Origin of the sequence: Catenulispora pinistramenti (assembly GCF_018274385.1) — a bacterium.
Lineage (GTDB): Bacteria > Actinomycetota > Actinomycetes > Streptomycetales > Catenulisporaceae > Catenulispora > Catenulispora pinistramenti.
The window spans coordinates 17,382-29,518 of record NZ_JAAFYZ010000004.1 but is presented as its reverse complement, the minus strand read 5'-3'; the positions used below and the strand labels follow the sequence as shown (position 1 = coordinate 29,518).

The 12,137-nt window shown below is 70.5% G+C and carries 11 protein-coding genes; 5 read left to right on the top strand and 6 right to left on the bottom strand.

What is annotated here, in order from left to right:
* The first annotated feature begins 17 nt into the window (after nt 1-17).
* Nucleotides 18-1,100: a LacI family DNA-binding transcriptional regulator gene (locus KGQ19_RS01740; protein ID WP_212007250.1), complete on the top strand. Its 1,083-nt coding sequence runs from the start codon at nt 18-20 to the stop codon at nt 1,098-1,100.
* 35 nt (nt 1,101-1,135) lie between these two features.
* Here the strand turns inward: KGQ19_RS01740 and KGQ19_RS01735 are convergent, their stop codons facing one another.
* From KGQ19_RS01735 to KGQ19_RS01725, 3 genes are read right to left on the bottom strand one after another with little or no spacing between them, the layout of a single operon-like run.
* On the bottom strand, nt 1,136-1,909 hold the full coding sequence (locus KGQ19_RS01735; RefSeq protein ID WP_212007249.1) for a sugar phosphate isomerase/epimerase family protein: 774 nt from the start codon (nt 1,907-1,909) through the stop codon (nt 1,136-1,138).
* Complete coding sequence (locus tag KGQ19_RS01730; RefSeq protein WP_212007248.1) at nt 1,906-3,777, bottom strand: DUF2264 domain-containing protein; 1,872 nt, start codon at nt 3,775-3,777, stop codon at nt 1,906-1,908. The genes KGQ19_RS01735 and KGQ19_RS01730 overlap by 4 nt, the downstream gene beginning before the upstream one ends.
* On the bottom strand, nt 3,777-5,585 hold the full coding sequence (locus KGQ19_RS01725; RefSeq protein WP_212007247.1) for a heparinase II/III family protein: 1,809 nt from the start codon (nt 5,583-5,585) through the stop codon (nt 3,777-3,779). Before KGQ19_RS01725 ends, KGQ19_RS01730 begins: the two co-directional genes overlap by 1 nt.
* Before the next feature lie 120 nt (nt 5,586-5,705).
* On the opposite strand from KGQ19_RS01725, the gene KGQ19_RS01720 reads away from it, so the two are divergent.
* Together KGQ19_RS01720 and KGQ19_RS01715 are read left to right on the top strand one after the other, a co-directional pair.
* Nucleotides 5,706-6,728 carry a hydroxyacid dehydrogenase gene (locus KGQ19_RS01720; protein ID WP_212007246.1) on the top strand — a complete coding sequence of 341 codons (1,023 nt, stop codon included), beginning with the start codon at nt 5,706-5,708 and terminating at the stop codon, nt 6,726-6,728.
* A gap of 24 nt (nt 6,729-6,752) precedes the next feature.
* The gene (locus tag KGQ19_RS01715; protein ID WP_212007245.1) at nt 6,753-7,592 is read left to right on the top strand and encodes an alkaline phosphatase family protein; all 840 of its coding nucleotides are present in this window, start codon (nt 6,753-6,755) and stop codon (nt 7,590-7,592) included.
* A 61-nt stretch (nt 7,593-7,653) separates the two neighbouring features.
* Here the strand turns inward: KGQ19_RS01715 and KGQ19_RS01710 are convergent, their stop codons facing one another.
* The gene (locus KGQ19_RS01710) at nt 7,654-8,412 is read right to left on the bottom strand and encodes a hypothetical protein (RefSeq protein WP_212007244.1); all 759 of its coding nucleotides are present in this window, start codon (nt 8,410-8,412) and stop codon (nt 7,654-7,656) included.
* 274 nt (nt 8,413-8,686) lie between these two features.
* Here KGQ19_RS01710 and KGQ19_RS01705 point away from each other — a divergent pair, with 274 nt between their 5' ends.
* Nucleotides 8,687-10,054 (top strand): magnesium transporter MgtE N-terminal domain-containing protein, encoded by a 1,368-nt coding sequence (locus KGQ19_RS01705; protein ID WP_230418058.1) that lies wholly within the window; start codon nt 8,687-8,689, stop codon nt 10,052-10,054.
* On the top strand, nt 10,055-10,558 hold the full coding sequence (locus KGQ19_RS01700) for a DUF1003 domain-containing protein (protein WP_212007242.1): 504 nt from the start codon (nt 10,055-10,057) through the stop codon (nt 10,556-10,558). It abuts the gene before it with no gap.
* A 97-nt stretch (nt 10,559-10,655) separates the two neighbouring features.
* Here the strand turns inward: KGQ19_RS01700 and KGQ19_RS01695 are convergent, their stop codons facing one another.
* Nucleotides 10,656-11,012 carry a VOC family protein gene (locus KGQ19_RS01695; protein WP_212007241.1) on the bottom strand — a complete coding sequence of 119 codons (357 nt, stop codon included), beginning with the start codon at nt 11,010-11,012 and terminating at the stop codon, nt 10,656-10,658.
* A 74-nt stretch (nt 11,013-11,086) separates the two neighbouring features.
* Nucleotides 11,087-11,893: a methyltransferase domain-containing protein gene (locus tag KGQ19_RS01690; RefSeq protein WP_212007240.1), complete on the bottom strand. Its 807-nt coding sequence runs from the start codon at nt 11,891-11,893 to the stop codon at nt 11,087-11,089.
* Between the last annotated feature and the right edge of the window lie 244 nt (nt 11,894-12,137).

Genomic DNA, 12,137 nt, shown 5'->3' with positions numbered 1-12,137 from the left:
AAACGTATTCTCTCCCCGTGCCGAGACGACCCCATAACGACGGCGATTCCCTTCACGGCCGGGCCGCGACCATCCGCGACGTCGCCAGCCGCGCCGGAGTCTCGGTCGCCACCGTCTCCCGGGTCCTCACCGGCAACTACCCGGTCGCCGCCGCCACCCGCGCCAAGGTCCTGCGCGCGGTCCGCGACCTGGACTACGTCGTCAACGCGCACGCCCGGGCCCTGGCCGGCACCCGCTCCAAGACCATCGCGGTCCTGCTGTCCAACCTCACCTCCCCCTTCTACAACCGCGTGGCCTCCGGCGTGGAGCAGCAGGCGATGGCCGAGGACCGGCTGTGCATGGTGAGCACCACCGGCGGCGACCCGGAGCGCGAGGTGAAGCTGGTCGAGACGCTGCGCGAGCAGAACGTGGACGCGGTGGTCCTGGTCGGCGGCGTCGTCGACACCCCCGAGTACCGCGAGCACATGGCCCGGCTGGCCCGGCTGCTGGACAGCGCAGGCTCGCGCCTGGTGGTCTGCGGACGTCCCTCGCCCGGCGAGAACCTGCCCGTGACAGTGGTCGAATACGACAACGCCGGCGGCGCCTTCGCCGCGGCCGGCCACCTGCTGTCCCAGGGGCATCGCAGGATCCTGTTCATCGGCGGCGACCCGGCCAACACCACGACCCGCGACCGGCTCGACGGCTACCGCCGCGCCACCGCGGCGTACGGCATCGAGGAGGACCCGGGCCTGATCATCGTCGGCGGCCAGCTGCCGCCGTTCGCCTACGCCGCTCTCAAGGAGCGCCTCGCCGCCGGCCCGCCGGACTTCACCGCCGTCTTCGCCTGGGACGACCACATGGCCGCCCGCGCACTCGTGGCGCTGCGGGAGGCCAAGGTGTCAGTGCCGGCGGACGTATCAGTGATCGGATACAACGACGAACGCGAGGCGCAGGACGTCTATCCGGCGCTGACCACCGTCTCCATCCCGCACACGGAACTCGGCCGCGAAGCCGTCCGGCTGGCCCTGCACCGCAACGAACCGGCCGCCCCGAGCCAGCACGTCATGCTGGGCACCCACATCGTGCTGCGGGATTCGGTGCGGCCGCTCATCAACCGGTGAGCGCGCGGCGGGCCCAGCCGATTGATTCCAATCGTCTAGTCGAAGACCGGCTTCACCTTCAACGCCTCGGCCAGCGGCACCGCGTCGGGGTGCCACTTCGACTCCCACTCCAGCGACATCCAGCCCTGATATCCCAACTCGCGCAGCGCGGCGTAGAACTCGCCGAGCGGAATCGTGCCCTCGCCCAACGGCAATGGCTTCCGCTCCTCCGGCGACAGCACGTCCTTGACCTGCACGTGCCGCAGATACGGCGCCAGCGCCTCCTTCGTCACGGCGATCGGCTCGCCGGTCCGCCACGGATGCATGACGTCCCAGATCGTGCCGACGTCACCGGACACCTGAGACAGCACCCGCGCGATATCCACACCCTGTGGATGACTGTCGTGGGTTTCCAACAGGATCGCGACGCCCTCGGGCAGCCGTGCCGCGGCGGCGTTCAGCCGACGCACCGCACGCGCGTCCGCCTCGGCCCCGGGCTCCTCGGCGCCGGGGAAGACGCGCACGTAAGGCGCCCCGAGATCCCGTGCGAGTTCCGCGTGTGCCAAAGTCGCGGCGACGCACTCGTCATCGCTGACCGCACCGCTCGCCACTTTGACATAAGACGCGACCGCCAACACCGTGACGCCGCCGGACTCCAGCACCTCGCGCGCCGCGGCCCGCTCCCGCGCCGACAACCCGACATGCACCGGCTCGTCATCGGCGGCCCGCAGCTCCAACCCGAGCCACCCGGTGGACCGCGCCAGTTCCGCGACGTCCGCCAACGGCATCCCGGAACAGCCCAGTGTGGAAAACGCCAACGGCCAGCTCATTCCACGCCCTCATTCCCGTCGTCATCTTCATCGGGGAGCCGATAGACCCTGACCTCGGACAGGTAGCTCTTGGTGCCGCCGGGATGTTCGGCGGTCAAATAGGGCGTCGCCGAAAAGGCTCCCAGCGCGTTGGCACCCAGTTCGTCGTCCACCCCGGCCGCGGTCCATCCGCTCAGCGCCTCGATCTGCGACATCACCCCGAGGTCGTTGACGGCGAACGCCCCGGGCCGCGTCTCCTTCTCGCCCCGCACCGGCTGCTCGGGGCCGGCGACCGGGTAGCCGCCCTCGCGTACCGTCCACCCGGCCGGCGCCGTGACCGAGTGCTCCCGGGTCTCGATGCCGTCCTTCACGAACACCCTGGTCGAGATCTCCGTGCCCTCGATGGGCAGCACCGCCCCGCCCGGCTCGGTCTCGAAGCCGGGGACGTACGACGACGAGACGTGCCCGTCAGCGGCCAGACCCGGCTCGATCACCGCACGCGAGGAGATCCGGCCGTCCGGCGCGATCAGCGTGACCTGGTTCCCGACCCGCTTGGCCCACGCCTCCGGGGCGGTGTCCGGCGCGGTCACGGTCGAGAAGGCCAGCGGCGCGTAGAAGACGTCGGTGTGCTGGTCGAAGGGTGGAGTGTGGTGCCGGGCCTTGTCGCTGCCGTGGTTCAGCAACCGGACCACGCCGTCGTCCTTGGTGCCGCTCAGCGCCCAGCCGACCGGCACGATGGACGTCTGGAAGTTGCCGGCTTCCACCGGCAGCGGCGACTCCGGCGTCGTCCACACCCTGTGGTCAGCCGGAAGCATCAGCCCGATGAAGCCCTTCGAAGCCCAATAGGGCGAAGCAGGGCCCGAATAGTTCTGCACCATCGGCGGGAACGGATCGTGCCAGCCCATGGTCAGCAGGCCGCGCGAATCCGGGGCGCCGTGCTCGGCGAAGTGCTTCAGCACGCCGCTGGCCGCACGCCGCGAAAGCCCGGCGCCGTAAGGGGAGCAGTCGAACATCTCCCCGATCCAGATCGGCGCGGCGGTGGCGAACCGGTAGGTCAGCGACCGGCCCTGGTGGATCGGCGCGCCGTCGGAACCGAAGAAGTCGAAATAGCGCTCCAGGAACTGGCGCAGCCGGTCCCGGTAGACCTCGCGCGCCGACAGCGCACGGTCGTTACGCGCGCCGCCCTCGGCCATCTGTGTCCACAGCAGTGGATACAGATGCATAGCCCAGCCGATGTAGTAGTCGAAGTTGCGACCGGCGCCGTCGGTGTACCAACCGTCGCCGACGTACCACTCCTCAGTCGCGTCGAGACCGCGAAAGATCTCAGACTCCTCATACCGCGCGCCGATCGAGGCGAGGAATTCCTCACTGACCGTCTGGAACAGCATCCAGTTGTTGGGCCAGGTCGGATTGCCGACGAACTCGCCGAGCCAGTCGGCGACCAGCCCCTGAGCCCGGGTGTCCAGTTTGTCCCACAGCCATTCGCGCGTGTAGTGCAGACCGAGCGCGATCGACGCCGCCTCGACCATCGGCTGTCCCGGCCGGCCCTGCGGGATCCGGGGCCAGGACTCGGGATGCGCGGCGTCAGCACCGGCCGCGAGGCCCGAGGAGTACCGCGCGATCAGGTCCTCGGCGACCGGTCCCCGCCCCCGGTCGGCGGCGATCCGCCAAGCCGCCAGCAGGAAGGTCCGGGCGAAGCCCTCCAGCGCGTCCGAGTCGAAGCCCGAGACGCTGGGCCGCCCCGGCAGTTCGAAGCGTGCCGAGTGCGGCGAGGCGTACGGCTTCAGCGAATCCAGCAGGTAGTCGGCCTGCGTGAGCCAGTGCTCCCGCGTCCAGCCGGTGTACCCGGACAGCTCGCGGTCCTCGGGGACATCCAACGCGCCGGCCATCAACGCTCCTTGCGCTCGACGGTGAACACGGACTCCAGCCGGCTGCCACCAGCCTCGAGGGAGCATCGTAGCCGAAGCCGGAAAACGCTTTCCAGCTCTCCGCGATGACCGGTGGTCTCGATGGTCTCCAGCTCGGGGGTCATGGCGGCCGGAAAGGTCAGCACGCAGCGCGCCTTCTCGCCCTCCCAGACCACGCGGTCGGGCACAGGGCCGCCCACCGCCGGCTCACCTTCCCGAGCCGCGCCATCGGAAGCCACGCCGCGGGTCGACTGCCGCTCCGAGGCCACCCGGTCGGCCAGCTCAATCGCCGGCCGGATCCGGCTGATGTAGACCTCTTCGAAAGGCATCGGGCGGTCCGCCTCGATCCGGTCGACCACCGCCAGGCTGCCATGCCGCTGCCAGGTGAAGCGGCGGCCGACCGCGAGCAGCCCGGGGACTTCGTAGGCCTTGGTCAGATCCAAGGTGAGGATGGCACCCCGGCCGGTGTCGGCGAACCGCTCGACCTCCGCGGCGTGTTCGGCCCCCGGCAGCTGCCCCCGGCCGTCGATCAGCGGGATCGAGTGACCTTCGGCGGCCGTATGAATGTCCTTATACCGCTCGGGCCCGAAGTAGTCCGCGTTGTACTCACCCGCGCCGAGGTCGGCGAGGAAGGTCTCGCCGTGGCCCCGCAGGATGAAGGTGCCGACGTCCAGATGGTTGTGGAACTCGTCGTTGTGCCCGCCCTTGGCCGCGAACTCCGCCTCGGCGCCCCGGTCCACGACCCACGCCAGATCCGGCAGATACGACACGCCCGGACTGACCGGCTTGCCCAGGACCCGCTCGCTGGTCCACTCGATGTTCTTGGCGACGTGCGGCCATCGATGACAGAAGTCTGATGCCAGGCTCGGAACCGTTGCCAGACAAGGCACCGGCACCCCGAGCCGTTCGACCAGCCGCGACATCAGCCCGGTGGGGATCTCCGCGTTCTCGGAGCCGTCGGAGAAGCTGGGGAACCGGCCGTCGCCGAACCCGACGCGCGCCGGGAAGGCCGCGATCTCCCGGATCTTCTTGTCCAGCAACAGATCCGGGCCGCCGCGCTCCCGCCACGCCTCGGCGAAGTAGGCGAAGTATCCGAACCCGTATACCCAGTAGTCCATGCCCTCCGAGCAGCCACCGTCCTCCGGGTAGTGCTCGATGAAGCGGCGCAAGGACTTCTGCGCGCGCTTGAGGATCATCGCCAACCGCTTGGCGTCGCCCGGGAAGAAGGCCAACGCCGCCATCCCGACGCCGCCGGCCACCACGGCCAGCCAGTTGTTCGTCATCGCCTCGAACGCCATCGGCCGCTGGTCGTCGGCGAACGGGATGAAGACCCGGTCCAGCAGCTCCTCGCGGCAGCGCATCGTCACGTCCTCGGGCAGCTGCTTCCCGAAGCGCCCGATCAGTTCCGCGACCGTGTGCGCGGTCTCGGCGGCGAACAGGTCGACGCAGCGCCGCATGTCGCCGTCCCGGGCGTGATGCTCGTGGGCGGGCAGGGCCCAGGTGTACTCGTCGCACACCCGCCACAGCTCGTCGGCGAGGACGGCCAGCACGTCCGCGCTGACCGTGCCGTCGGCGCCGTCAGCGCCGCCCGCGCGCACGTCGAACATCGCCGCCGCACCGGCCGCGACCAGCCGCCCGCGCCGCTCGAAATAGGGATGCTCGTAGCCGTACCGGTACCCGGTGTCACCGAACTGCCGGTACAGCGTGTAGGTCAGCTCGGGCGCGGCGGACCCGGCCGCGTGCGCCACGGCCTCGCGGACCTCGTCTTCCAGGGCGGCCAGGTAGTTCATGCGCCGATCCTTTCAGGTCTTCGTCCCGGCGTACGAAAACGGTTACATTACATGTCTCGGCGAGGAACGAACGGGCATACCTGTACCGGCAGAACATCACCCTGACTGGGAGGGGACCCCATGGCCGACCGCGCCGCCGCGTTATCCGCCATGCGCCCGGACGTCGCCGACGCGGCGTTCGGGCCCGCGCTGCGCACCCGGCTCGACGCCGTCGTGGACATCGACCACGGCCTGGTCGTGACCGATTTCGCCGAGCCGCGTGCCCGGCGGGCGCTGGCCGGAGCGGAGGTCCTGCTCACCGGGTGGGGCTGTCCGCCGCTGACCGCCGCGGTGCTGGACGCGGCGCCGAACCTGCGCGCCGTGATCCACGCGGCCGGGTCGGTGAAGCAGCATCTGGGCCCGGACTTCTGGGCCCGCGGAATCCTCGCGTCCTCGGCCGCGGACGCCAACGCCTATCCGGTCGCGCAGTTCACGATGAGCGTGATTCTGCTGGCCGGCAAACGGACTTTCCTGATGGCGCGGCGATACGCCGAGGGTGAATATAAGCACTCTGCGAGCTCGCGGCACTTCGGCAACACCGGCCGCACGGTCGGGGTGGTCGGCGCGTCGCGGATCGGTCGGCTGGTCCTGCCGATGCTGGCCCGCGAAGGCTTCCGGGTACTCCTCGCCGACCCGACGCTGAGCGCCGCAGACGCCGCGGCGTTGATGCCCGCGCCGTGGTCGATCGAACTCGTCGAGCTCGACGATCTGCTGCGCCGCAGCGATGTGGTGACGCTGCACGCGCCGTCCCTGCCCGAGACCCACCACCTGCTCGATGATCGGCGGCTGGGGCTGATGCGCGACGGATCAGTGCTCGTCAACACCGCGCGCGGCGCGCTGATCGACACCGAGGCGCTGGTGCGGCACTGCGCGACCGGTCGGATCGACGCGTTCCTCGACGTCACCGACCCGGATGAGCCGCTGCCGCCCGGGCATCCGTTGTTCCTGCTGCCGAACGTGGTCGTGACGCCGCACCTGGCCGGGGCGATGGGCACCGAGGTGGCGCTGCTCGGCGAGTACGCCGTCGCCGAGGTGGAGCGTTACGCCGCGGGGCTTCCGCTGCTCGGCGCGGTCCGTGAGGATGATCTCGCACGGATCGCGTAGTCGGCTGGCGAGGCCTGGGGAGACATGAGCACTTCACGCGTTTTGGTCATCGGGATCGACGGCACCCGGCTCGACTTCCTCGACGCCGAACCCACCCCCGACATCGGCCGCGTCATCGGTGAGGGCTTCCTCGCACCGGTCTGGATCGAGGACGGCACGCCGACGGTGTCAGGGCCCTGTTGGGCCACCGCGGTCACCGGCACCACGATCGACCGGCACCACGTCACCGGCAACGACTTCGCCGGACACCGCCTCGCCGAGCACCCGGACTTCCTGACCGTGCTGACCCGCGACTTCGGCCTGCACACCTACCTCGCCGTCGGCGCCTGGCCGCCCCTGGCCACCACCGCCGACCACGGCCCGATGTTCGCGGCGCCGTCCCGGCTGAGCTTCGCCACGTTCGGGCAGTCGGCGCCGGGCTGCGACCGCGGCGACGAGGCGGTCACCGGCGACGCCGTGCGGGTCCTGGCCGCCGAGGACGTCAGCGCGGCGTTCGTCTACCTCGGCGTGAACGACGCCACCGGCCACGACCAGGGCTGCGGCGACCTCTACCGGGCGGCTATCCGCCGGACCGACGAGCGGGTCGGCCAGTTGCTGGCGGCGGTGGCGTCCCGGCCGGACCGGGCCGCCGAGAACTGGACCTTCATCCTGGTGACCGACCACGGCCAGGTGCTGGCGGGCGGGCACGGCGGGGACAGCGAGGCCGAGCGGACGGCGTGGATCGCGGCGTGCGGTCCGGGCATCGAGGGCGGCGCCGAGTACGGCAGGCTGCGGCACGTCGACGTCGCGGCGCACGTCTACGCGGCGCTGGGGGTCGAGCCGGGGATCGTCCTCGACGGCAAGGCTTTCGCCTCGGTGGGGTGACGGATCGGCGGTGCGCTGGATCTGTGATGCTGTGTCGGATCGGCGGTGCGCCGGATCGCGGCTATTTCGCGATCTTGGCTATGTCCACGACCTGCCCCGGCGGCGGCGGGTTCAGCGTCACCGGCTGGTCGTAGTCCATGAAGTCCAGCGTCCCGCCGCCGGGCGGCAGCACCCGCTCCAAGAACGGCTGACCGTCGATGGCCACGTACACCCGGGTGCCCTTGCCCCCGGACAGCACGATCGACTTGGTACCCCGGATGTCCTTCTGACCGTCCTTGTCCAATGACCCGATGCCCTGCATGACCTGCGCCAGCAGCTGCCGCGGGTCGGTCAGCGAGGCGAAGGTCTGGTACTGCGCGTCGGCCGGGCCGATGTGCAGGAAGTTGATCTGCATCGCGGTCACCGCGATGTTGTCCGGCGCGCTGGAGCTGCCGCTGGCGGCCGCGGACCCGGCGGCCGAGGGCGCCCCGGTCCCGCTCGGCGCCGCCGACGGGGCCGGCGAGCCGTCGCCGAGCCGGGACAGCACGGAGCGGTAGAACTCCTCATCACCCTTGACGTAGACGTCCGGCCCGACCCGCAGCAGTTCGATCACCTCGTTGCCGATGGTGACCGTGCCGGAGGCGCCCTTGTCCTGCTCCAGCCGCAGGTCCAGCGCGACCGGCTGGTTGCCGGACTTGAACTGGCCCTGGATGTGGACGCTGCTGGCGTTGAGCACGGCGTCCTCGGCGTCGGCGACGATCGAGCCGGTCCCCTTCTTCGCCACGCCGTTCGTGCCGGTGGAGCCGCACCCGGCCAGGGCCGCCACGGCCGCTATCGCCACGGCGCCTGCTCGGACGGCGGTTCCTCGGGACGTGCGCACGGTACTCCAGTCGATCGGTGACGCCACGAGACTAGACGGTCCGAGTACGCGGCGGGGACGGAGTAGCGGAGTCGGCCGCCTCCGGCCCGGAACCGGTAGCCTGATCACATCATCAGACCTGGGATGTCCCGCGGTCGGCGGCGTTTCGGCGACCGCCGCCGGCAGCACATTCACCATGACCACCGGCGGCGGTCCGCGGTACCGTCGGCCGGCCGACCCGGATGCGGAGGATGACTTGAGCGCCCTGTCCCGCGTCTACGTCTCGCACCTGGCGGGCCGGTCCGTGTTCGACGCGGACGGCGACCCGGTCGGCCGGATCCGCGACATCGTGGTCGGCATGGGCTCCGGCGAGTCCGCGCCCCGAGTGCTCGGCCTGGTGCTGGAGATGCACGGCCGGCGCCGGGTGTTCCTGCCGATCGGCCGGGTGAAGTCGATCGACAACGAGCACGTGGTCTCCAGCGGCCTGGTCAACATGCGGCACTTCCAGCAGCGGCCCGGCGAGACGCTGGTGCTGACCGAACTGCTGGACCGGCAGGTGCACCTCAAGGCCGGCGGCGGCCCGGCCACCGTGCGCGACGTCGCGATCGAACCCGAGCGCGGCGGCAAGGAGATCGTGGTCAGCAAGCTGTTCGTCCAGAAGCCGGTCAAGAGCGGGATCAAGGGCGGCCTGCGGCGCCGCGGCGAGTCACTGACCGTGGACTGGGACGCGGTCACCGGGCTGGCCGCGGCCGGCACCCAGGGCGCCGCCGAACTGGTGGCCGCCCTGGACAAGCTGCACGCCGCGGACCTGGCCCAGGTCATCCACGAGCTGACCCCCCGGCGGCGCGGCGAGGTGGCGGCGGCGCTGGACGACGATCGCCTGGCCGACGTCCTGGAGGAGCTGCCCGAGGACGACCAGGTGGAGATCCTGGGCGACCTGGAGTCCGAGCGGGCCGCCGACGTGCTGGAGGCGATGGACCCGGACGACGCCGCCGACCTGTTGGGGGAGCTCAGCCCCGAGGAGGCCGAACGGCTGCTGGCGCTGATGGAGCCGCAGGAGGCGAACCCGGTGCGGCGGCTGCTGACCTACCGGGAGGACACCGCTGGCGGCCTGATGAACTCCGACCCGATCATCCTGCCGCCGAACGCGACCGTGGCCGAGGCGCTGGCCCTGGTGCGCGATCCGGAGCGGACGCCGGCGAACGCCTCCCTGGTGTTCGTGACCCGCGCCCCCACCGAGACCCCGACCGGCCGCTACCTCGGCGCCGTTCACATCCAGCGGCTGCTGCGCGAGCCGCCGATGGCGCTGGCGGCCTCGGTGGTGGACCTGGAGCTGGAGCCGCTGCCCCCGGACACTCCGCTGAACGAGGTGACGGCGTACATGGCCACGTACAACCTGGTGGCCGCACCGGTGGTGGACACCGACGACCGGCTGCTCGGCGCGGTGACCGTGGACGACGTGCTGGACCACCTGCTGCCGGACGACTGGCGCAAGCAGCCCTCCAGGCACGCGCTCGACGAGCTGCAGCGCGAGGCCCGCGAGGTGGTGGACCTGCTGGAGGAGCAGGAAGCCGAGCGCGAGCGATCGGCGCTCAAGCGGAACAACGAGGCGGGGGAGGGCTAAATGGCGCGCGAATACACCCCGCCGCGACTGGACCAGCCGCGCGGCCGGCGACAGGTGTCGCTGAAACCCTCGTTCGACCCGGACGCCTTCGGGCGGGTGTCGGAGAGCATCGCGCGGTTCTTCGGCACGGCCCGGTACCTGATCATCCAGAGCCTGATCGTCGTGGTCTGGATCATCCTCAACATCATGGTGATCACCAAGACGATCCGGTGGGACCCGTACCCGTTCATCCTGCTGAACCTGGCGTTCTCCACGCAGGCCGCGTACGCCGCCCCGCTGATCCTGCTGGCGCAGAACCGGCAGGCCGAGCGGGACAAGGTGCAGATCGCCGAGGACAAGGCCCGCGAGGAGATGTCGATCGCGACGATGGAGTACCTGACCCGGGAGATCGCCTCGCTCAGGATGGCGGTCGGCGAGGTCGCCACCCGGGACTACGTGCGCGGCGAGCTCCAGGCCCTGCTGAAGGAACTCGATCAGCGGGACCGGGAGCTCACGGACGAGTAGCGGCTGTCGCGAACCGGCTGGCTACAGCGGCTACCGCTGACCGCTGCTTCTTCTGTTGCTTCTTCTACTGCTGCTGCTTCTACTGCTACCCCTGCGGCTACTGCTGGATGAACTCCAGCCGGTTGCCGTGCGGGTCGAAGGTGTGCACCCGGCGGCGGTCCGGGATGGTCTCGTCCCAGGTGTACTCGTGCCCGCCGGCGGTGAGCGCGGCGACCAGCTCGTCGATGTCGGTGACCATGATCCCCGGGTGTGCCTTGCGCGCCGGGACGAAATCCTCCACGACGCCGGTGTGGATCTCCAGGCCGCCGCCGGCGAACCAGCAGCCGCCGCGGGCCGCCAGCGTCGGTGGCTTGGTCAGCTCGGTCATGCCCAGGACGCCGACGTAGTAGGCGCGCGAGACGTCGTCGACCCCCTTCGGGACCGCTACCTGTACGTGGTGGAGTGTTGTGAGCATCCTTCTTCTCCCCTGTTCAGCGATACTCGGTTTGCGCGGTTCTGTGGCCGATTCCAGGCAGACCGGCCGATGTGTCAGGCAGACCGGCCGATGGCGAAGATCCGCCGGTAGTCCAGCAGCTGCACGGTGCGGCCGCCGATCTCGTGCAGCGGGTAGGCGGTACGGACCAGGGCGTCGTACTCGGCGACGAAGTCGGCGGCGTCCGCCTCGTTCAGCGCCTTGACCACCGGCCGCAGCGCGGTGCCGCGGACGAACTCGGTCACGCCGCAGGGCACGCCCGGGTCCGGGTCGGCCGGGACGAGGTAGGTGTACGTGGTCTCCCACACGTCCGGCTCCAACCCGGCCTCGGCCAGCTTCCCGAGGTAGACCGCCGGGTCGTGGGATCCGGGCCGGTCCAGGCCGGGCGGGACGCGGTCGGCCCACTTGCGCTTCACCTCGGCCAGCGCCAGGTGCGAGGGCGCCTCGAAATTGCCGGGGACTTGAAAGCCGAACACGCCGCCGGGGGCGACCTGCGCGGTCAGGCTCGGGAGCAGGTCCAGGTGGTCCGGGATCCACTGGAGCACGGCGTTGGCGAGCAGGACGTCGACCTTGTCGTCCGGGTGCCAGTCGCGCAGGTCGCCGAGCTCGAACTCGATGTGGCCGGGCACGGCGTGCTGCCGCGCGGCCTCGATCATCGCCGGCGAGGAGTCGACGCCGACGATCCGGGCGTCCGGCCACCAGTCGACCAGCAGCGCGGTCGCGTTGCCGGGGCCGCAGCCCAGATCCACGACGGTGCGCACCTCGCCGTCCGGATCCAGCTGGGTGACCAGGTCCAGGAAGGGGCGCAGGCGGTCGTTCTCGAACCGCAGGTACTGCTGGGCGTTCCAGATGTCGCCGGCCATGGTGTTGTGCCTCCGCTGGGGGTCGGATCTCCGGGTCGGGGTTCCGGGTCGGGTCTCCATCAAGTATCTCCACCAAGTATCTCGATATCGAGATACCGATGTACCGAGAGTCTGCCCGGTCAAGAATCTCGATGTCAAGATGCTCGGCGCCGACCTTCCCGGTAGGCTGGGATCTCGGATCATCGGCGAGGAGAAGGTACGCGGTGGAGACGCCACACACGCACGACCTGGACGCCGTCGCGAC

Excerpts from the sequence above, each read along its gene's own strand:
- KGQ19_RS01735 (WP_212007249.1), bottom strand. The coding sequence starts at position 1,909 with ATGAGCTGGCCGTTGGCGTTTTCCACACTGGGCTGTTCCGGGATGCCG.
- KGQ19_RS01725 (WP_212007247.1), bottom strand. The coding sequence starts at position 5,585 with ATGAACTACCTGGCCGCCCTGGAAGACGAGGTCCGCGAGGCCGTGGCG.
- KGQ19_RS01695 (WP_212007241.1), bottom strand. The coding sequence starts at position 11,012 with ATGCTCACAACACTCCACCACGTACAGGTAGCGGTCCCGAAGGGGGTC.
- KGQ19_RS01715 (WP_212007245.1), top strand. The coding sequence starts at position 6,753 with ATGAGCACTTCACGCGTTTTGGTCATCGGGATCGACGGCACCCGGCTC.
- KGQ19_RS01730 (WP_212007248.1), bottom strand. The coding sequence starts at position 3,777 with ATGGCCGGCGCGTTGGATGTCCCCGAGGACCGCGAGCTGTCCGGGTAC.
- KGQ19_RS01720 (WP_212007246.1), top strand. The coding sequence starts at position 5,706 with ATGGCCGACCGCGCCGCCGCGTTATCCGCCATGCGCCCGGACGTCGCC.
- KGQ19_RS01700 (WP_212007242.1), top strand. The coding sequence starts at position 10,055 with ATGGCGCGCGAATACACCCCGCCGCGACTGGACCAGCCGCGCGGCCGG.
- KGQ19_RS01690 (WP_212007240.1), bottom strand. The coding sequence starts at position 11,893 with ATGGCCGGCGACATCTGGAACGCCCAGCAGTACCTGCGGTTCGAGAAC.